At 52.0% G+C, this 20,263-nt stretch carries 15 protein-coding genes; 11 read left to right on the top strand and 4 right to left on the bottom strand.

The features are described from left to right. The first annotated feature begins 74 nt into the window (after positions 1 to 74). The 5 genes from FYZ48_RS28195 (at position 75) to FYZ48_RS28175 (ending at position 6,692) form a co-directional block, all read left to right on the top strand. Positions 75 to 1,319: a lactate racemase domain-containing protein gene (locus FYZ48_RS28195; protein ID WP_149345785.1), complete on the top strand. Its 1,245-nt coding sequence runs from the start codon at positions 75 to 77 to the stop codon at positions 1,317 to 1,319. Between the two features lie 82 nt (positions 1,320 to 1,401). Next, positions 1,402 to 2,208, top strand: a complete 807-nt coding sequence (hisN, locus tag FYZ48_RS28190; protein ID WP_149345784.1) for a histidinol-phosphatase — start codon at positions 1,402 to 1,404, stop codon at positions 2,206 to 2,208. A 128-nt stretch (positions 2,209 to 2,336) separates the two neighbouring features. After that, positions 2,337 to 3,059 carry a metal-dependent hydrolase gene (locus tag FYZ48_RS28185; RefSeq protein WP_145040196.1) on the top strand — a complete coding sequence of 241 codons (723 nt, stop codon included), beginning with the start codon at positions 2,337 to 2,339 and terminating at the stop codon, positions 3,057 to 3,059. Positions 3,060 to 3,173: 114 nt separating this feature from the next. Next, on the top strand, positions 3,174 to 4,022 hold the full coding sequence (locus tag FYZ48_RS28180; RefSeq protein ID WP_149345783.1) for a carbon-nitrogen hydrolase family protein: 849 nt from the start codon (positions 3,174 to 3,176) through the stop codon (positions 4,020 to 4,022). Positions 4,023 to 4,277: 255 nt separating this feature from the next. Continuing rightward, positions 4,278 to 6,692, top strand: coding sequence for a YfhO family protein (locus tag FYZ48_RS28175; protein WP_149345782.1), 2,415 nt, complete (start codon positions 4,278 to 4,280; stop codon positions 6,690 to 6,692). Between the two features lie 23 nt (positions 6,693 to 6,715). On the opposite strand, the gene FYZ48_RS28170 is transcribed toward FYZ48_RS28175, so the two are convergent. Beyond that, positions 6,716 to 8,467, bottom strand: a complete 1,752-nt coding sequence (locus FYZ48_RS28170) for a hypothetical protein (RefSeq protein WP_149345781.1) — start codon at positions 8,465 to 8,467, stop codon at positions 6,716 to 6,718. A gap of 219 nt (positions 8,468 to 8,686) precedes the next feature. Between FYZ48_RS28170 and FYZ48_RS28165 the strand changes: the two genes are divergently transcribed. Then, positions 8,687 to 9,418 (top strand): class I SAM-dependent methyltransferase, encoded by a 732-nt coding sequence (locus tag FYZ48_RS28165; RefSeq protein ID WP_187782271.1) that lies wholly within the window; start codon positions 8,687 to 8,689, stop codon positions 9,416 to 9,418. After that, complete coding sequence (locus tag FYZ48_RS28160; protein ID WP_149345779.1) at positions 9,415 to 10,500, top strand: glycosyltransferase family 2 protein; 1,086 nt, start codon at positions 9,415 to 9,417, stop codon at positions 10,498 to 10,500. The genes FYZ48_RS28165 and FYZ48_RS28160 overlap by 4 nt, the downstream gene beginning before the upstream one ends. 7 nt (positions 10,501 to 10,507) lie before the next feature. Here the strand turns inward: FYZ48_RS28160 and FYZ48_RS28155 are convergent, their stop codons facing one another. Next, positions 10,508 to 11,830 carry a hypothetical protein gene (locus tag FYZ48_RS28155; protein ID WP_149345778.1) on the bottom strand — a complete coding sequence of 441 codons (1,323 nt, stop codon included), beginning with the start codon at positions 11,828 to 11,830 and terminating at the stop codon, positions 10,508 to 10,510. 471 nt (positions 11,831 to 12,301) lie between these two features. On the opposite strand from FYZ48_RS28155, the gene FYZ48_RS28150 reads away from it, so the two are divergent. The 4 genes from FYZ48_RS28150 to FYZ48_RS28135 all read left to right on the top strand — a co-directional run bounded on the left by FYZ48_RS28150 (position 12,302) and on the right by FYZ48_RS28135 (position 17,564). Beyond that, positions 12,302 to 15,325 carry a PQQ-binding-like beta-propeller repeat protein gene (locus FYZ48_RS28150; RefSeq protein WP_187782270.1) on the top strand — a complete coding sequence of 1,008 codons (3,024 nt, stop codon included), beginning with the start codon at positions 12,302 to 12,304 and terminating at the stop codon, positions 15,323 to 15,325. Between the two features lie 99 nt (positions 15,326 to 15,424). Next, positions 15,425 to 16,477: a hypothetical protein gene (locus FYZ48_RS28145; RefSeq protein ID WP_149345776.1), complete on the top strand. Its 1,053-nt coding sequence runs from the start codon at positions 15,425 to 15,427 to the stop codon at positions 16,475 to 16,477. A gap of 438 nt (positions 16,478 to 16,915) precedes the next feature. After that, a complete protein-coding gene (locus tag FYZ48_RS28140) occupies positions 16,916 to 17,113 on the top strand; it encodes a Sec-independent protein translocase subunit TatA/TatB (protein ID WP_145040179.1) in 198 nt (65 codons plus the stop codon). A 127-nt stretch (positions 17,114 to 17,240) separates the two neighbouring features. Continuing rightward, a complete protein-coding gene (locus tag FYZ48_RS28135; protein ID WP_187782269.1) occupies positions 17,241 to 17,564 on the top strand; it encodes a Sec-independent protein translocase subunit TatA/TatB in 324 nt (107 codons plus the stop codon). Here FYZ48_RS28135 and FYZ48_RS28130 read toward each other — a convergent pair. Beyond that, positions 17,561 to 19,198: a hypothetical protein gene (locus tag FYZ48_RS28130; protein ID WP_149345775.1), complete on the bottom strand. Its 1,638-nt coding sequence runs from the start codon at positions 19,196 to 19,198 to the stop codon at positions 17,561 to 17,563. The genes FYZ48_RS28135 and FYZ48_RS28130 overlap by 4 nt on opposite strands. 357 nt (positions 19,199 to 19,555) lie before the next feature. Then, positions 19,556 to 20,203 carry a bifunctional 4-hydroxy-2-oxoglutarate aldolase/2-dehydro-3-deoxy-phosphogluconate aldolase gene (locus FYZ48_RS28125; RefSeq protein WP_145040175.1) on the bottom strand — a complete coding sequence of 216 codons (648 nt, stop codon included), beginning with the start codon at positions 20,201 to 20,203 and terminating at the stop codon, positions 19,556 to 19,558. Positions 20,204 to 20,263 lie beyond the last annotated feature (60 nt).

The raw sequence follows: 20,263 nt of genomic DNA, 5'->3' as shown, positions 1-20,263 counted from the left end.
TAAGTTTTTGCTGTCAGCCCCTGCAGTAAAGCGAATCAGAGATCAGTGGGCTCCCCTGAAAGCAATTGCGACTAATGGAACAACCTCACCAGACCCTCACCGAACAGGAAGTCATTCAATGGTTCGAAGAGAACCTTCCCGTTGAAGACTATCGCAATAAAAGTATTCTGCTCATTATCCCGGATGCAACCCGCACCGCACCTCTGCCTCTCTTGTTTTCAACATTCCATCGCCTGTTAAGTCCTGTTGCCAAACAGATCGATGTGCTGGTTGCCCTGGGCACGCACCCCCCCATGCCCGAGAAAGACATCTGCCGCCTGCTGGGAATCTCAGAATCGGCCCGCCAGGCAGAATACAAAGACGTGGGACTGTATAACCACGAGTGGGACAACCCCGAACGTCTGACTGAGATTGGTACGCTCACCAAAGAAGATACCAAAGCCATCTCCGAAGGCCTGCTGGAAATGGAAGTCCCTGTGACGATCAATTCCCGCATCCGGGATTACGATATGCTCCAGATTATGGGGCCCGTCTTCCCACATGAAGTCGTCGGTTTCTCCGGTGGCAGCAAATATTTCTTCCCGGGAATCTCCGGTCCGGACCTGTTGAACTTCTTCCACTGGCTGGGCGCCCTGATTACCAACGTGGGAATTATTGGCGTCAAACATACACCGGTACGCGAAGTCGTAAACCGTTCTGCTGCAATGATCCCTAACGAGAAACGCTGTATCACCTTCGTCGTCGCTCCAGACAGTTCGCTCTACGGCTTGTTTTACGGAACCCCGGAATCGGCCTGGGAATCGGCCGCCAACCTCTCCGGCCAGATTCACATCAAACGCAAGCCGAAGCCATTCAAGCAGGTACTCTCCTGTGCTCCCCTGATGTACGATGAACTCTGGGTAGCCGGAAAATGTATGTACAAGTTGGAACCAGTCGTCGCTGATGGAGGCGAACTGATCATTTACGCCCCGCACATGAAGGAAATTTCGGTCACTCATGGCAAGCTGATTTCTGAAGTTGGCTACCATGTCCGCGACTACTTCACCAAACAGTGGGACCAGTTTAAGGACTACCCCTGGGGCATCCTGGCCCATTCGACTCACGTCCGTGGTACAGGAACATTCGAAGACGGCATCGAACGGCCCCGGGTGCAGGTGACTCTGGCTTCCCAGATTCCTCCCGAACTCTGCGAGAAAATCAATCTCGGCTATCGTGACCCCGATACGATCGATGTCGAATCATTCGCAGACCGGGAAGACGAAGGTATCCTCCTGGTAAGGAAAGCAGGAGAGCATCTTTACCGTCTGGAAAATGAATAATTCAACCAAAGTGTCAGCGACACGCTGATCATTCACTATTGCTGATAACTTCTGACCTTCCTCAGGAAACATTTTTCTTATCATGACTATTCACTCAGAACAATTTGAACTGAAAGCCCGCCTGGAACTTGCTTTGACCGCCTCTGAAAAGGCCAGCGAGCTCATCCTCAAATACTATCAGTCACCTGAACTGAAGGTAGATCGCAAGTCAGACGACTCACCGGTCACGATCGCCGACCGTGGGGCAGAGGAATTGTTGCGGGAAGAAATCACCATGGCGTTCCCTGACGACAGCATCATGGGTGAGGAATTACCGCCGGTCGAAGGTTCAAACGCATTCAAGTGGATTCTGGATCCGATTGACGGCACCAAACCGTTCACACAGGGCGTCCCCCTCTTCGGAACCCTGCTGGGTCTGGAAGAAAACGGTAAACTCGTCATGGGTGTCTGCCGATTCCCCGCTCTGGACGAAGTCGTCTATGCGATCAAAGGGGATGGGGCCTGGTGGAAAATCCGTGACCAGGAACCACGACGCGCCCGGGTTTCAGAGAAAACGCAACTCTCTGATGCCGTATTCTGTACCACCACCATGACTCGCTGGGAAACCATCGGTAAGCAGAAGGCCTATGAAAACCTCTGTCGCAATTCCTACCTCGCTCGAGGCTGGGGCGACTGCTACGGCCACATGCTGGTGGCCACCGGTCGTGCCGAAGTGATGGTGGATCCCGTCTTGAGCCCCTGGGATGCTGCTGCTTTGCTGCCCATCCTGGAAGAAGCCGGCGGTCACTGGATTGACTTTGATGGCAAACCTTCAATTTATACTGGCAACGGAATGGCCGTCAACGACGCTCTCAAAGACGAAGTCCTGCAGATTATTGCCCAGAATTAGCCGATTTCCAGCTAAAAAACAGGGTTAGAAGTCGCATTGATTCCCGCTGCGGTTCTTTGCTAGGATCTCCCCAGGAAGGACTGATTCGATCCATTCAGGAACAGTACGCAACTTCAGGGAAGAATTGCATGGCCGGCTATACGGAGCACATCAGCGTCAGTGGGTTATTGGGAGTCGTTTACGGCTCTGTAGGCTCCCTCTTTCTGGGCTTCACCCCGACTCAGGGTATCCTGGCAGGAGTGCTGACCTGGGTAGGCGGTATGCTGCCAGACCTCGATTCTGAAACGGGACGGCCCATCAAGGAACTGTTCAGCCTGACTGCCGCCGTAGCTTCCTTTATGGCCATGCGCTGTATGATTCGCAAAGGGGCAGATCCCGATGATGCGATCCTGATGGCAGTCGTTACTTATGCAGGAGTTCGTTACGGCGGTTCAGCAATCCTCTCGAAATTTGCAGTACACCGGGGCATGTTTCACAGCATCCCCGCTCTGATTATCACCGGAGAAGCCGTCTTCCTCTCCTACATCAGTGATTCCTTCGCTGTGAAATTTCTGATGGCCGGTGGTATCTCACTGGGCTTTCTCTCCCATCTCGTTCTGGACGAGGTTTACAGCGTGGAACGCAAAGGGGTTACTATCCGTCTGAAAAAATCTGCAGGGAGTGCACTGAAATGGTTTGGGAACGGATTGTTTGGTAACGCGGTCGCCTATGCAATCCTGCTCACCATGACTTATATCACTCTCGTCGATTCGGGTGTGCTGATTCCCCCACCGCAACAGGCAAATCCGATTGAAAAATCAGAACCACCAGTTCAGCAGGCTTTGCCTTTTAAGACCACAGAGCGTCTCTAAATCTCTGTATCCTGACTGCAGGGATGGTATCCCCTTCTTGGGTCCTTTATAATCGCACGGGTAAAAACTCAGCGAGACCAGGAATAGCCCAATCTAGAGCAGGGGAGCAACAGAATGATTATAGCCGGCGTCCAGATGGATATCGCCCTGATGGAGAAAACGGATAATCTCCATCGAATTATCGCAAAAATGCACGAAACTGCTTCCGAGGGAGCGGAACTGACCGTGTTCCCCGAGTGTGCACTGACCGGCTACTGCTTTGACAGCCTGCAGGAAGCAGTGCCACTGGCTGAAACGATTCCAGGCCCCACAACGAAAACATTACAGCAGGTCTGCCGTGAGTTGAATCAGACCGTTGCGATTGGAATGCTCGAACAGGCTCCGCATGGAGTTTATAACTCGGCAGTAATGATTACGCGTGAAGGTGTGCTCGGCAAATATCGAAAAATTCATCTGCCTTATCTCGGAGTCGACCGCTTCGCGACTCCCGGCGATCGGGGATTCGAGGTCTTAGAACACCCATCCGCACGTATCGGTTTGAATATCTGCTATGACAGTGCGTTTCCAGAGTCATCCCGGGTCATGACACTCCAGCAGGCTGATCTGATTATCCTGCCTACCAACTGGCCCACCGGAGCAGACTGCGTGGCCGAGCATGCCATCAACACACGGGCCATGGAAAACGGAATTTTCTATTGTGCTATCAATCGGGTCGGTGAAGAGCGAGGCTTCCAGTTCATCGGCAAAAGCCGCATCTGCGGTCCCGCCGGCGAAACTCTGGCCACTTCAACGGGGAGAGAGGAAGAAATTCTGTATGCCACCTTCGACCCGGAGCGTGCCCGCAACAAACGCGTTGACCGTGTCCCGGATAAACACGTGATTGATCGCCTGGCGGATCGTCGTCCTGAAATGTACGGACTGATCGTCGAGCCCCACGGATTAAAACCTCCCCACCGTGATTGATCTGCCGACACAATGAGCCCGTAGGCATGCCAGACAACCACTCAGTTTGGCATGCACAATGCTATATGTTCTCAAACTGGCAGCATTCCCGCTTCCGTTCCCTGGATACGTACCGGGACCAGAACAGGCTGAAATTCACATAACAGCATTTGTTCATTTACACTTACAGAAACGAATGGAGCGTTTCAGTTTCTTTACAAACCAGCTCGTCATGTCAATGCGAGTCAACGAATCAGTGATGCTGAAAAGAAACACATGAAGTCCAGACTGTTTCAAAATGTGATCGCGGCCTTGATTCTGTTAATCGTTTCAGGAGTCTGTTTTCAGGTACTCGTGAATCACCCGGCAGATGTCCTGGTGGGTGTGCAGAACCAGGGATATAACGACACAACCAACCAGTTCATCGGCTTCAAAGACTATCAGCGCGAGTGCCTCCAGCAATTCAACCAGTTTCCTTACTGGAATCCCTGGTCATTGCTGGGCATGCCCTGGGTGGGAAACCCACAGGCATCCCTGTTCTACCCGGTCAACTGGATATTCTTTTTCCTCAATGCGGCTTCTACGATCAGCTGGGTACTGGTTCTACATCACTGGTGGGCCGGTTGGGGCGCGTATCTGCTCGGTAGAAAATATCGGTTGAATTTCTTCAGTGCACTGCTCTCAGGGATTGTTTTCCTGGCAGCTCCTTACTTTGTTGCCAAAACGGGCGAAGGGCACTTCACGTCTGTCACACAAATCGCCTGGTTCCCCTGGATCTTGTACGCTTTCGAACTCCTGCGCACAGGTAGTAAAAAAGCGGTTCCCTTCCTGGTTGTTGTGATCTCTCTTGCATTTTTCTGTGGTCACGTCCAGGAGCTCTATTATCTGCTGCTGTTCCTCACAGCTGCGATTGTCATTGAATCGATCCTCGAACTTTTTTCTAAAAAGAAACCAATTGAAAGCGAGCAGGGTACCCAAACCGAACTGGAAGAAACAAGTAGACCAGGTCTCTGGCTTAAAGGCTGGCTGACAGGGGGTCTGTTAACAGCAGGGCTTGTCGCCATTGATCTGATCCCCGTGTTCATCTATACGAAACAGGCAGTCCGCTCCAGCGGAATTGACCTGGCCAGCCTCAGCGCAGGTAGCCTGAATGCAGCCAGTCTGCTGCAACTGCTTGATCCGTTCGTCTGGGGAAAACCGGACCAGTATGCTGGCCCCGGAACCTTTTACTGGGAAGCGATCTGCTCCTTTGGGTGCCTGCCTCTGCTACTGGCAATCGTGGGAGTTTTAAGTTCTTTTCAACAACGGGTCGTGATCCGACTGACCCTGATTGGACTGATCGCCTTTCTGCTGGCGTTCGGCCCCGAACTTCCATTTTATAAGTTGTTTTATCAACTGATTCCCGGGGCATCGATGTTTCGAATTCCTGGTCGTCAGCTATGGATCTGCACCCTGGTCGTCGCAATGCTGGCCGGTTTTGGATCTCAATGGATTTCGCTGTTGTATCAGAACTCAAAAGGTCGAACCATACGGCTGCTTGCTGGAATCGCTGTTGTTGCAGTTCTACCAATCCTGATCTATCTGATATTTAAGTCTGCAGGGAGTCTTAAAGTCAGTCTGGCTCCAGACAAGATGTTCAACATCCAGGCAGGCTACCTGCTGACAGCCCTGCTAGGCATCTCGATTGCTATTTTTCTCACCAGCCTCTCACGAAAAGCCGCTTTGGGAGGACTCGTGATCCTCTGCCTGATCTGTACCGGAGAACTCTCGGTCTATTCAAACCACATCCTGTGCACGATCCCTCAATCATCCATCCGGAGAGAGACAGAAATCGTCCAATTCCTGAAGAACAACCTGGGGCAACACCGTGTCCTGGCTGACCAGCACCTGTTGAGTGATCGTGAAGCCTGGAAAAATCAACTCTTAAAAGTTCAAGGTTACGAACCAGTGCCCCTGGTACGACTCGGGCTTCTGGCAGCCGCCACATTCAATCAACCCAATGCAGCAACAGTGATGGCAGGATTCGACTCGCCGCAACTTGAAAAAGCGGAACCACAGCTACTTGACCTGATGAGTATCAAATATGCCGTATTGAGAACCAGCGAGCCCGTTAAGCTGGAAGGTTGGAAGACGGTTCTACAGGGTCAGGTGCCTGCGGAATACACTCTCAGGGGATCAAAGCCACGCCAGATTCCCTTCCAGATTATCGAAAACCAAAACCCGCTTCCCCGCGCTTACCTGGTCGGACAAACCCGTGCTCTTCAGGACGAGGAGTCCAGTAAGAAAATCGTAGCAGCCATTTCGAAAGTCAAACCACGTGATGAGGTTTTACTGAGACAGGATGTCCTCCCCAAGGGAGACAGACAGGCATTTCAACCGGCTTCCATCCTGGAAAACAGCCCCAATTTACTGAGTCTTCAAGCGGATCTTGACGCGCCGGGCTACCTGGTTCTGTCCGACATTTATTACCCCGGCTGGACTGCCAGAGTCGGTCAGCAGGAACTACCAGTCCTGCCCGCGGATTTCTCTTTGAGAGCGATTCCTCTGCCTCCTGGCCAGCATCAGGTTCAACTGAGCTTTGTTCCGCCCGGCTTTCAGATTGGTCGTGTCATTTCTTTAACCGCCCTGGCAATATTATGCATTCTGCTGGTGAAAGCATTCCGTTCAGACTCTAAACCGCAAGCCGATTAAGACTTGCGATAAACAAGGATCGGTCAATCATTCTTTCGATCGCTGTTCTCTGATGTACTCTCTTTTTGTCGCTGCAGGAATTTTTGTACGTCCGATTCTGTCGGTACAAAACCACCGCCGATGAATTTCCCCAGGGGACGTTCTACCCGATGTACCAGATAGCGTCCCGATCGAAACACGACGGGCTGAGACCAGGGATAGGCTCCCTTGAGACTGACGGGGTACTGAGGCGGCACATTCTTTCCCGGACTTTCCGCAGCCGCGAGTGCTGTTTCCCTGTTAAACCCGCTCTCGATCAGATCGGTCACGATGAATTTCTGCGGGCTGTCTTGAATCGCCTGGTGAAGATCACCGCGGTGCTTGCGGCAGAAGACCAGTACCGAATCGAAAAAGCCAAAGCGGGTCGCTGGCTGCAGCCCTAATTCCGGATAGAGATAAATTAAAGTGCTGTTGTAACAATGCAGCTCGCGGTCTTTGAGCTGCTGCTCCGCCAGAAATTCACGTACGGCAGCGAGATCTTCCCAGTCGACCTGGACCAGTAATGCCAGCTTAGCCTTTAATTCTGCATCGCTGGATTGCAGCAGACAGGTCTTCCACAAGCGGGCGCGATCAGGCTTAAACGCAGGAAAAGTGAGCACCACCAGCAGCAGAAACAGGGCCATTCCTGATTTCCAGCCCCAACCTAAAGCATGTTGACTGTAACGACTGCCCAGATAGCCGCCGATCACCGTGATCGCCAGCAGATGAGCAGGGGGATGGACATAATCAAACAGATGCTGGAATGCCATCGACTGAAATAACCAACCCAGGTACATCAGGGCCAGTAGACTTTCATCTCTTGAAGCAGGACTGGAAACATCCTCCGATTCAGCCTTGCGACGTGCTTTCCAGCCGTCTTTCAACATGATCAGCGCCAGGGGAATCGCTATCAGGTTCAGCAGAAACCAGGGATAAAATCGATACAGAAACTGGGCAAACCGCATCAATGTCCAGCCAGATTTCCGTGCGGCTACGTATTCCGGATTCCACTCCAGAAACGTTTCCATAAACCAGGGCCAGGCACCTGTCTGCCATAACCAGGCAATGCCGGCTGCTCCCAGAAACAGTCCCCCTGACAATAATCCTGTCAGGTCAAGTAGAGAACGCCGCCACTGTCCCAGCAGCCAGACAGATCCCAGCCAGACGCATAACGCGGGAACCGCGACAAAAGGTTTGATCCAGAATGCTGTTGCCCAGAGCAAGCCTTCCAGAAATGCCCAGCCCCAGATCGATGCGACTCTGATTTGTTTGTCTGCGAGCAGGCGATCGAGCTGTTTTCGCCTCATCCAGAGTGCTCCCATTGATGGAAGCAGAATGATGGTATCTCGCTGGAAGTGACACCACTCCGAGAGAGAGAAATAAAAGGCATAGAGTGCAATGGCGATCCAGAGCATGCCCGTAATGGAGAGCTGGCTTCTTCGACTCCAGAAGGCCAACAAGGTCACCGATCCGGTAAAAAACAGCAGATCAACACATCGCAGGGCATCAGAACTCATGCCGATGATCGGTCGAATCAGCATGTGCAACCAGACAATGCCCGGCAGATTGGTCTCGAACATGTCCTGATACAGCGTCCCCCCATCCAGCACCGTCTCAGCCTGCACATCGTAAAGCACGACATCAGTTGCCAGCGGCATTCTGATAAACAGGGGGACACACAGAATGACCAGAAATAACAATATTATACTGGCAAACCAGGCCCCCAGGGAAAACTGTCTGTCTGGCAGGTCAATCACCCAACAACTCCACATAATTACAGTACTTTTGTGCAATTACACATCAACAGACAACACTATAGACAGCATAAGCACTATAGTTAAAATATATATTTTGTATCCAATACAAAAAACAGACATTTCATATGGAAACTGTCTAGATCTACTGATTACCCTGACTTGGCTCAGAGTTATCTGAACTCATGACATCAACGTTATTTCGTATTGAGATCTGATCACGTGGACCCGGCACATCTGACTGAATTAATTGAACTTGAGGACAATTACTGGTGGCATGTTTCCAAGCGGAAACTGGTTACCGAGATCCTGACCAGAGAGTTCCCCGCCCCCGGGCTCCTGATAGAGGGGGGGATCGGTTCAGCACGAAATCTGCTTGAATTCAATCGCATGGGATATGATGTCATTGGATTTGACCTCATGGAAGCAGCCGTGGAATATGGCCGTTCCCGAGGACTGAATCAACTGCACGTCCATGAACTGAGCCAGCCCTGGCCCGTAGATCCACGATCTGCAAAAGCGGTCCTCTTACTGGATGTCATGGAGCATGTGGAAGATCCGGTGCAACTCCTCACCAATGCAGCCGAGACGCTGGAACCGGGCGGAGGCATCATCATTACCGTTCCTGCTTACCCCTGGCTCTACTCCGACTGGGATCGCAAGCTGGGGCACTTTTGTCGATATACAAAAGCCCGATTTCGGGATAATGCCCGGCAGGCAGGTTTAAACGTGAAATGGGTGACTCATTGGAACTCCTTTACACTGGCTCCCGCGATTTTGGCTCGTGGCAGGGACCGCTTGTTGAATAAAAGAGATGACTCGCCCCCCCGTTTCAATCGTGTCTCCCGCTTCACAAATTCCTGTCTCATGTCGTGTGCGAAGCTTGAGCGCACCCTGATTCATTCGACAGGTGTTCCCTTTGGGTTGTCCCTGGTAGGAGTTCTAATCAAATGAGCGCAACCAGTGATAGCCAGACGAAGAAAGATTCTGCCCGCAAGCCGGTCACTGATGTACTGATTTCAGTCGTACTTCCCGTGTTCAATGAGGAAAGTGTCCTTGCGGAACTGCAGCAGGCTGTTGAGGAGGCTCTACAAACCGTAGGCAGCCAGTATGAAATCATCTTCGTCAATGACGGTTCCTCTGATAAAAGCGGGCTCATACTCGATGAGTTAGCTGAGCTCAATCCCCGGGTAAGGGTACTGCACTTCGCTAAAAATTTTGGCCACCAGGCCGCCGTGCAGGCGGGGCTGCTGCACGCGACCGGCGACGCCATCGTGATCATGGACTCCGATATGCAGGACAGCCCGACCGCGATTGTGGACTTCGTGGAAACCTGGCAGTCTGGTTATGACGTCGTTTACGCCGTTCGAACCAAACGCAAAGAAAACCGTCTCAAACGCTGGGCATTCCAGACGTTTCATAAACTACTAAATAAAATCTCCCATACGCCCATTCCCCGCGATGCTGGAAATTTTGGTTTGATTGATCGCAAAGTTGCGATTCAAATCGCACAACTCAATGACCGTGACCGGTATTTCCCTGGTCTGCGTTCCTGGGTTGGATACCGACAGACCGGGATCCAGGTTGAGCGAATGGCACGGTACGATGACAACCCCCGTGTTTCTTTCGTACAACTCTGTCGTCTGGCCAAAACAGCAATTTTCTCATTCTCATTCCTGCCTCTGACCATCTTCTATCTGATTGCTGCTCTTTCCACTCTGGTCTGTCTTGCCCTGATCTCATTTGTGCTGTACCACAAACTGTTCACCGGGCTGGCAATTCCAGGCTGGGCATCGACCACGATTACCGCCTCTTTCTTTGGTGCCCTGAATGCTTTGGGAATTGGTATTTTGGGCGAATATGTGACTCGCATCTATGATCAGGTCCGGGCGCGGCCCATGTATATCGTTGGTACCAAGACGAATTTTACCAACCCGGAAATTGAAGCCCCATTATTGGCACGTCAGATTCAGCCGCAGACTGAGACTCCACCTGTTTCCCGGGACTTGGATCCCGAATATTCCGGTCAGCACTGAGAGCGGGTTACTGCGAAGTGTGCTTCGCAATGCTGACTGAGTCCTGGAAGCGTGAGCTCGGCTTTTCGCCGGATTGTTGATTGCGATCCACTTCATAATTCTGGGTCGTATGCAGCAGACGTGGTCGGAAGACGACCATCAGCAGCATTGGCAGATACCAGAGCAGATAGACACTTCCTTGCTGCGGATACCAGAGCAGGGTGGCAATGATGATCGCCGTCGTGTGTGACATCAAATGTCCCAAGTTTTTACGACGGGGCCAGATAGTCAGACAGGTGATCAAAAGCACAAAAATCACAAATACCGGGATGCGATACGCCGAATCGTACGTGCTCCAGAAGCCCGGCATATGCTGGCCTCCTTCGAACTTCAGCACGGACCAGTTGATCGAACCGATGGTCTGCTGTGTGAAAGAGAACCGATCAACTGATGTCAGAATCAGGCTGCCCAGCAGGACCACAGCCACCAGAGTTCCGGAAAGTACAAATCGCTTGAGGCCGTTTTTCCAGTAGAAACTGGCCCAGAGAGGCAGCAGGAAGACCGGGAAGAACATCGCCCCACATGCCAGCCCCATGAAAATCCCGGACAAAATCGGCTTCTGATATGTTACGAATGCCCAGACCAGCAGTGCCGCTGGCAACACATGGTTGGCTTTACTGACGTCATACGCGGTACAGGGTAGAAGAAGGTAGAGCAGGGCCATCGCAAGCCCCACCTGCGTGTCTGCAAAATGGACCTTCCCCATGATTATCAGCCCCACAACCACAAACGCGTGCGCCAGAATCGCCATGATTCGGGCAGCTAAGGTCGCGTGATCCAGAGTCCCGGTAACGACCGCGTTGGAGAAGGGAACCACAGGAGCAGCCAGCAGTCTTGCCGTAGGACCAGCTTCAGCAGGCTGAGCTTTTAAAGTATTACCAGCATCCTGCATACTCAACAGACTGTCAGCCTGTTTAACGGTTTGGATCGTATCTGGTGCTGGGTTTTCTGTGAACACGCGCACGACAAAAAACGCAAAGATCGAGACACAGAGAAACGCCATTCCGAAGCTGTTTAAATTCTGTTCGCCGCGAGGACGCCGCTGAAAGAGACAGTCGATACTCATCCGGATTACGAACAGCCCCGTCCCGACAAACAGCCAGAAATTACCAACCACGGGGTAGTCACCCAGGAATAAAAGCCCCGGCGAAATTAAGAGGAGCAAAATCAGGTCCAGATTGCGCAGCGAAAAGATCCGGTCAAATCGGAAAAAGACCGCCAGCGTCAGCAACAGGGAAAGATAAAACCATGTTGCTTCACTCACATAATAATCAGGTAAGATGTGATTCATACAAGAATACCGCCAGTGACCTGAAATAAAATCACCAGTCGTCAGGGCTTAAGTTTCGAACAGGTCCCCTTGTTCAGCTTAAACCGATACACTCCGGCTCAGACAGATCACGATTGACCCAGACCTGACTGGGGAGCAGATTTGGCTTTATTGTTCACAGAATTTACATTTTAACCAGCCGATAATTCCAATTTTCTCAAGATCGCGCCGATTTTACCCGGAAGAATAATCATATGTCCACATAAACAGTAATTAGATCAGCCAGATTTGAACTGATAGCACTGTTTTGCAACCAATTCAGTCCCTAAATCGAAAGTAAGAACCAAGACAAAAACATCAGATTATTCAGGATTCTCTTTGAATATCTGATTTCTTACAGACATGATAAAGCCATCAGACAGCCTCCCCGAAGCTGGCTGAGACGACAATTTGTTTCCCCGGAAATCCATGCCTGATCAATGGAGATTTCAGATGAAGAAATACTGGACTTCAAGTTTCCTGTTCCTCTTTCTGACGTTGATCGGAGTACCGTCTCCCACCTTTTCGAAAGAACCCGCTGTGAGCGGGCAGGGGAGTTCATCCTTCCTGGAAGCCTGCCTCCCCAGATTGCATATGAAACAGGGTATCTGCGTTGTATTGGGACCGCTCCCGGATCAACAGGTATCTCAGATCAATCGACTCATTGAGCAAACTCAATTTCAGATCTATTTCCAGTCATCTGATGCAGCACAACTGGCTGAACTTCGCAAGCTGGCAGATCAACGGGGTTTTCTGGGAAGTCGTCTGTTTGCTGATGCGGGAACCAATAATTCAATTGCTCTCGCCAGTAATTTAGCCGATGTCGTCCTGGTACCAGGCCCCCTTAAGAATGATCAGACTCGTGCAGAAATTCTCCGGGTCCTGCGTCCTCAAGGAACCGCTTTTCATTCTGAGGGAGAACTCACCAAACCGATTCCAACTGGCAACGATGACTGGACGCATCCCTATCATCGTCCCGACAACAATCCTCAGTCAGAAGATCAGAATGCGCGGGCTCCTTACCGCACTCAGTTTCTGGCCGATCCTAAATTTTCCCCCATGCCCGAAGTTTCGGTGGCAGCGGGGGGGAAAGTCTTCAAAGCCTTCGGGCATATAGCACACAAACAGAATCAGAATGCCATTCTGAATACTTTAATGTGCATCAATGCCTTTAACGGCACGATCCTCTGGAAACGTCCTCTGCCTGAGGGATTCATGATTCACCGTAACACGATGATTGGCACTCCCGATGCCCTTTACATGGCCGATGATAAGTCCTGCAAAATCATCGACAGTGAAACCGGCAAGATCCGGGACGAAATCGTGATCGATCAGAAGTTTTCTGATGGACCGGTCTGGAAATGGATGGGCATGCAGGATGGCGTGCTGTATGCACTGGTCGGAAATAAAGAGGTCAAAGTCGATACCCAGAAATCTGCACGGCGTGGACTGGGGCACTGGCCCTGGGACATGTGGAAGGGCCATGATTATTCCGATCCGAAAAATGCATTCGGCTTCGGCAGAACGTTCGTGGCAATCGATATCAAAAACAAACAGATCCTCTGGCACTTCAAAGACCAGGACTATATCGACAGCCGGGGTGTCTGCATGAAAAACGGGCGCATTTTCTACTACTGTCCTGAAAAATTCCTGGCTTGTCTGGAAACAAAAAAGGGCAAACAACTCTGGAAAAACAACAATCCCAAGCTTCTGGCTTCTATCGGATCCAACCAGCGCGCTCAACACTATGTAACAGGATACGCTACCACCACCTATCTGAAATGCAGCGATGACTACCTGTTTTTTGCTGGTCCACAACGGCTACACCTTGTTTCCGCCTCTGCGGCCGATGGCTACCTGATGTGGGAAAAAGAGCATGGAAATCTGCAACTGGTGCTCAGAAAGGATGGTATCTATGCAGCCGGCCCCAAAGAGACAGGCATGAAGCTGGACTACGCAACGGGTGACGTCCTCGCGGCACTCCCCACCCGCCGGGCCTGTACCCGGGCGACCGGTAGCGTCGACAGCATCTTTTTCCGCACCAGAGGCGGCACTGTCCGACTGGAAACGGCCACTGATTCAGCGCAACATATCGCTCCGATGCGGCCTCCCTGTCAGGATGGCGTGATCGTCTCGAACGGACTGCTCTACTGGGGCCCCTGGATGTGCGGTTGCGAACTTTCGCTGTATGGTCACATCAGCCTGGGCCCGGAACAGAATTCGTCCACTCCCGCCGCACAAACGCCCCCGCGCCTAACCCGATACAAAGATCAGTTGGAAACAGTCGAACCACTTTCAGCGAGTGAACAGGACTGGACCGCTTTTCGTGGTGATGCCCGGCAATCTTCCAGTACCGACGTCGCAATCCCTGTGAAAACAAAACAGGCCTGGACCACGAAAGTTGTCAGTAATGCTCTCCCTACAGCCCCGGTTGTGGCAGGAGACATGATTTTTGTCGGAGACCGCAATGGGGCAATCTCTGCTTTCGACCTGGAAGGGAAACCGGTCTGGAAACGCTATACCGGCGGAGCGATCTACTATCCTCCCACAATCGCACAGGACCGCCTGTTTGTGGGCTCAGCTGACGGACGCGTCTATGCGTATGCGGCCAGAACAGGCGAACCGCTCTGGTCATTTCGCGTGGCTCCCACAGTCCGCTGGATCCCGGTATACGGTAAGCTGATCTCGACGTGGCCCGTTTCCGGTGGAGTCGTCGTCCACGATAACACCTTGTACGCAGCAGCGGGTATCGCCCACTTTGATGGCACACACCTGGTTGCCCTGGATCCTGTCTCAGGAGAACTCAAGCAGGAAAATAATACCTCGGGAGTTCTGTCCCCCACGGTCAACAGTGGAATCAGCCTGCAGGGAAGTCTGTATGTAGCTGACGACGAACTCCGTTTTCTGGCCGGAGGCGTGTATGAGCTTGCCCGTTATGACCTCAAAACTCTTAAGTGCCTCAACACGCCGCGTTCCGAGGTCACCTCTCAATACCGTACCGCCTTTTATCCCTACTATCCTGAATATGGAAAATACCTGTCGATTGAACATACCCTCGCCGACCGCAGGGAACTCGTGCATGATGCCAGTTACGAAGGCAGCGTATTTACGAATCTGACGCTCAAGGAAGCATTGCCTCCCGGAGCCCCAAAAGAGAAAAAAGAGGTCGCCCGCTGGCTGAGTATGCGGGCACGCAGAACCGGACAGGCAATCAAGCGTAAAAACCTCTGGGAAGATCAGCAGCAGCGGCGTTTCACCAGTTTCATTGTGTCTCCCCAGACACTGCTGACAGCCGGACACCCCGACCAACAACCAGAGAAGCCGTTCCTCACCGCCATCGACATCGGAGAAGGAACCGACCTCTGGTCTCATCCTCTGCCAGCACTGGCAGTGAAAGGGGGGACTGCCATCGATTCCCATGGCCGCATTTTCGTCACGCTGGAGAACGGTCAACTCTGTTGTTTCACTCCGGAATGAACCAGCTTCTAAAGTCTTGTATTGACTTTCAGTGCAGGAGAAAATCCGTTAGGGTAAGGCTGTCTAACGATCTGAATTACCCCGTAAAAGTGAATCCCCATGACAGCCACGATCCAGCTTTTTCTACCTCAGCAATACTCAACAACAAATCCAGTGCCTCCGGAAGGATCCGCACTGAAAGTTGGAGCCTTTCCTCAGAATCAGACCTGTGATCTGTCAGCCGCAGACATCACCGGACTCTGTGAGCAGACAGCAGCTGATTTTGTGGGATTTCTGGATTTTTCTATTTCAGACTCCGGCTTGCCTGATCCAATCGTATCGGGGCAACTGGAAACTCCTCAAAACAGTCTGATCGTGTGCCCTTTCAACGGAGCGAAGCTCTTTAGTCAGGCGTGGGTCACACTGACTCCCACTGCTTCATCCCTGGCCTTGAATCCCCTGGAACATGCATTGGTCCTGTTCAGAAAAGCAGACTTACAGAACCTGCTGAATCAGACCACCAACAGCCATCTGCTCTGGCAGGCATTCATTCAACTGATTCAGGCGGAAGCAGACTGCCAGATACTTGATGCCGTGATCGACGTCGACGACTATCATGGATTCCCCCGACATTTACCGGAGTTGGCTCCTCACGAGCCCGGCTCGGAATGCGAGTGGCTTTATTCACTCCTGCAGGCATATCAGCCAGAGAAGGATCTGCCCAATATCAGCTCCCGCCCGGATGCGAAAGCCGTGAAAGCTGGCCTGCTTTGCATCCATGATTACCTCGAGGAAAGCCATCAATATTCGCAGTCGGTGCAACATGACGGCAGACATCGCGCTGGTGACTACTGGCATCACATCATGCACCGCCGTGAGCCCGACTATTCAAACGCCAAATACTGGAGCAGGGCAGTCGGCCATCACCCGCTGCTCAATGAGCTCCCGGACGTCATCGCCCCTTTATTTGCACAGTTTGAGGACAACCAGGTTTTAGACTGGCAGACCCCACTGGTGTCCAGTGGCAAATGGTCGCTGAACGAGTTCGTCGACTGCTGTGCAGAGTCAGCAGCCTCAGGGAATGCCTCCCTCGATACCTTTGCCAGGCAAAGTCAGTGGATCGAAATGCAGCTTTTGCTCCAACGGACATCCCTTGATGCGACAACAGGTTAAGAACAGGGGATAGTTTCCGCTACACGGAGGATCTCCGGAGTCGGTTACGACCCGCAGGATTCTTATTTTTAAATACGGAATAGAAATTCAGCAGAAATGAGCCCTTAAATTCTGTTGACAGCCGCGTTTGGGCGGTTATGATTTAATTACTTACCGCTCAATCCTCCTGCGACTCTCCTGCGGGCAAACCGAGTGGATATCCATCACTGGGATTTCCTTCGAGATATCGTTTCGCAGGGCCATCATGCGGGAATTAGATTTCCTCCTGATCTCTCCCTGCCGCCGGCAGAGCATACCCGATTGGAACATCCCGACTATGCTGGTGTTCATTTTCGGTGAAGCTTCCATCTGTTACCATTTCACTGAAAGAACCGGATTACAGAGATTCACGGAATCGTCTCCCTCGACCGATTCATAGAAGTTAACGGAACCGTTAGTATGTTTGGCTTTCCTGGCTGGATTGAAGTCGTCATTATTCTGGGAATTGTTCTCCTGCTGTTTGGCAAACGTCTGCCCGGCGTGATGAATTCCCTCGGTAGAAGCATTGTCGAATTCAAAAAAGGAGCGAAGGAAGGAGAGGAATCCGATGACGATTCCTCAAAGATCTCTTCGCAGGATTCCTCCAAAGACAGCTAATCAGGCTGACGAACCGAGACGGCGCGAATCAGAGGTTGAATTCAGTTTCCAATCGCCACAAGGTGCACAGTGCTTTCCAATTTGCGGAACACCTTCATCACCTTCATGATAATTGAGAGGTTAAAACATGTTCCAGACCATCACACACATCAATGCCGTCCCCGCCTTTCTGGGTATGCCTGGCGGTTATGAAATGATTATTGTCGGCATTATTGCCCTGCTGCTGTTTGGCAAACGATTGCCAGAAGTCGCACGCAGCCTGGGTAAGGGGATTGTCGAATTCAAAAAGGGAGTGAGTGGTATCGAGGACGAAGTCAATCAGGCTTCTTACTCACATTCTCAGCCTGAAACACCACGCCCCAAACCGGAAGAACGTTCGGAAGAATTCACTGCTCCAAAATTCGAAGTGCCCAGTTCCGAACCCAAAGAAGAAAAATCAGAGCAGGCTTAGTAAGAAGGCTTTCTGCTCAGAACTTCCACATCCACGATCCGGCCTGACGGCTTCGTCAGGTCGACTACGATCGGCTGAGGTGTCACTTGTTGAGAGATGTTGCCGGCGGCATCTCTCGCAACAACCTGCAGATAAAATTTGGAAGGATTCCCGGGGCGAACCGACCAGGTAAACCGCCCCTGGTCTTCCTGCCACTCTACAATCGGCTCCCAGGGACCGCCTGGCTGGGTCGAGTAGTTGATGGCAATTGGCTTTTCTGCAGGGTTAGGCTCGCTGATATTCCACGAAATCGTGACTTTATTCGCTTCCCCTCCCACTCCCTGAACCACTGGATCCAGTTGAAGCACCGGAGCCTGACGATCTACCACAACGACCACATCCGGCTTTTCGCCTGATTTGGGCAGGGCATCGGCCAACCCCGCACCACTGCGAACCCGCAGGGTAAATCCGTAAATTCCATCGTTAGGAACTTCGACCTGGAAGGGACTCTGTTTATCGGGATCTTCACCGTATTTATACCATTTCTGGCCATTGTCTTCTGTAATATAAAGCTCGACAGCTCCCACTCCCGAAGGTCCAACCTCGTCGACCTGGAAACCGATCTGGAACTGAGTCCCATTCAATACCTGTTTCCGATCAGCTGACCAGTTTTGCGCAGGCATCGGATACCGGTTTTTCGCATATGCAGGCCGTTTTTCGGGATCATCGGCAACGTACTGTCCTTTGACCGAATCCTGGATAGGAGCCCCCGCTGGTGGAGCGGGATCAAATTGCCCCTCTCGGGGAAAGACCCCGGGCATCTGACGATTCGCCAGCGGAGTAGATTGTTCAAGCGCCCCAGGCTGTTCCGGCTGACCGGGTTGCTTCAGACTGGAATAAGGAGCCGGTGAACCCGGATCGTTCTGTGTTAAACTCTGATCGGGAAGAGTCCCCTGCGCGATCGGCTGATTGAAATCTGGCAGATCCTGCTTCGGCTTGGGTAATGTGCGACTGGCTGCAGCGACAACGCGAATCTGTTTCTGGCTGCTCCCCACGTTGTTCGCCCGGTCTTTGATCATGCCGCGTACCGAAACAACGCCCCCCTGGGAAATTGACCAGGTTGTCTGACCTCGGCTGTTAGGGGCAACAATCACACGTTGCCAGTCCTGGCTCCCATTCTGGGCATATTCCAGAACCAGTTTAGTGGGGTCTAGATATTTGTCCTCAGCATTCCAGATCAGCTGAACTTTTCCCGGAGAAACCTGTTTCAGATCCAGATCGAGCTGGGGAGGGGTGGTATCGATGACCACACGCAGACCAGGTTCGAAAACACTCCCCGAAGGGTGCAGTTGATTATTGGCATCAAGCGTCCGGACCGAGAACCAGTATTCGCCATCCTGGGTCGCCGTGAAAGGAAATTTCCGCGTCGAAGGAGATACCGATTGCTGATGATTCCAGCTGACTCCGCGATCGGTCGAGACATAGAGGCGGATCTCCCGGGCACCCAGACGATCAATTTCCGCCTGATCGTAGTGATAAGGAATCCGGAACTGCGTTTTACTGGTAAAGACAGGCGATGCCGTCGCTGCAGAAACAGAAGTTGCAGCGCCACTCCAGATACAGCAACTGATTACCAGTAGTGAAAATAGTCTCATGCCAATGCACCTCCATGGCTGGATGACGATAGAATCAGGCCATCCTGCCCTGGAGCCCCTCCTGCGATTATGGTAACTGATCCAACAGCCATGACGTACGGGGATACTAGTGATGGATCAGACCCTGGCATGACAAGCAGCCTGAAATGGGCCGTACGCTCGCCTGGCGTCGCTTGAACCGTCAATTCAGGATTGACGGACCACTAGTAGACCGAATGCCGACTATCGGAAAATATCGTCCATTCGGATCTTAGGACTTGAGACGATCTTTCGGGTTGAAACAGTCGTATCAGTACTGCTTCAACCCGTCAGACCTATATGACCAGACTGGCCAGTAATTTATAAAGCCTTGTTGAATCAGGCTTTGCGAAGCTCGGCAATTTTGGCCATGTATTCAGCGGTCAACTTCTGGATCCCTTCCAGATCGCCATCAGCGACCATCTGCTTCGTCACCAGCGAACTGCCAAGTCCAACGGCACAGGCACCCGCTTTCATATAGGCTGGCAGCGTTTCCAGATCGACTCCGCCGGTAGGCATGAGCGGGATCTGGGGCAGGGGACCGTGCAGGGCTTTGAGATATTCGGGACCACCGACAAAAGCCGGGAAGACCTTAATAATGTCCGCTCCGGATTCCCAGGCAGTCAGCACCTCCGTGGGAGTAAACGCGCCCGTCATGATCAGTTTATCATAACGGTTACAGAGCTCGATCACTTCTGGATTCACAGTCGGAGTCACAATAAACTCCGCCCCGGCCAGAATCGCGGCCCGCGCTGATTCCGGGTCGAGAACGGTCCCGGCGCCCAAGAGGATCTTGTCGCCGATCTCACGTTTCACTTGAGCCAGAATATCCAGAACATTGGGGACGGTAAATGTGACTTCAATCACATCCAGGCCCCCGGCATAGATGGCTTTGGAAACATCGACCAGTAATTCACTGGAGGGAGCGCGAATAATCGCCACTGCACCACGATCCATAACCTGTGAGAAATCCGCGTGACGACTCATCTGCTGTTACCCCTGTTTCTCTGATATCTTGATCAAGCTGATAGGAATAGAATTCGTTTA

Origin of the sequence: Gimesia chilikensis (assembly GCF_008329715.1) — a bacterium.
GTDB classification, from domain to species: domain Bacteria; phylum Planctomycetota; class Planctomycetia; order Planctomycetales; family Planctomycetaceae; genus Gimesia; species Gimesia chilikensis.
The sequence above is the reverse complement of the archived record's forward strand: the minus strand, read 5'-3'. Positions and strand labels throughout refer to the sequence as shown.

Coding starts and splice junctions, on each gene's coding strand:
- FYZ48_RS28195 (WP_149345785.1), top strand. CDS start 75: ATGGAACAACCTCACCAGACCCTCACCGAACAGGAAGTCATTCAATGG.
- hisN (WP_149345784.1), top strand. CDS start 1,402: ATGACTATTCACTCAGAACAATTTGAACTGAAAGCCCGCCTGGAACTT.
- FYZ48_RS28185 (WP_145040196.1), top strand. CDS start 2,337: ATGGCCGGCTATACGGAGCACATCAGCGTCAGTGGGTTATTGGGAGTC.
- FYZ48_RS28180 (WP_149345783.1), top strand. CDS start 3,174: ATGATTATAGCCGGCGTCCAGATGGATATCGCCCTGATGGAGAAAACG.
- FYZ48_RS28175 (WP_149345782.1), top strand. CDS start 4,278: ATGAAGTCCAGACTGTTTCAAAATGTGATCGCGGCCTTGATTCTGTTA.
- FYZ48_RS28160 (WP_149345779.1), top strand. CDS start 9,415: ATGAGCGCAACCAGTGATAGCCAGACGAAGAAAGATTCTGCCCGCAAG.
- FYZ48_RS28155 (WP_149345778.1), bottom strand. CDS start 11,830: ATGAATCACATCTTACCTGATTATTATGTGAGTGAAGCAACATGGTTT.
- FYZ48_RS28150 (WP_187782270.1), top strand. CDS start 12,302: ATGAAGAAATACTGGACTTCAAGTTTCCTGTTCCTCTTTCTGACGTTG.
- FYZ48_RS28145 (WP_149345776.1), top strand. CDS start 15,425: ATGACAGCCACGATCCAGCTTTTTCTACCTCAGCAATACTCAACAACA.
- FYZ48_RS28140 (WP_145040179.1), top strand. CDS start 16,916: ATGTTTGGCTTTCCTGGCTGGATTGAAGTCGTCATTATTCTGGGAATT.
- FYZ48_RS28135 (WP_187782269.1), top strand. CDS start 17,241: ATGTTCCAGACCATCACACACATCAATGCCGTCCCCGCCTTTCTGGGT.
- FYZ48_RS28130 (WP_149345775.1), bottom strand. CDS start 19,198: ATGAGACTATTTTCACTACTGGTAATCAGTTGCTGTATCTGGAGTGGC.
- FYZ48_RS28125 (WP_145040175.1), bottom strand. CDS start 20,203: ATGAGTCGTCACGCGGATTTCTCACAGGTTATGGATCGTGGTGCAGTG.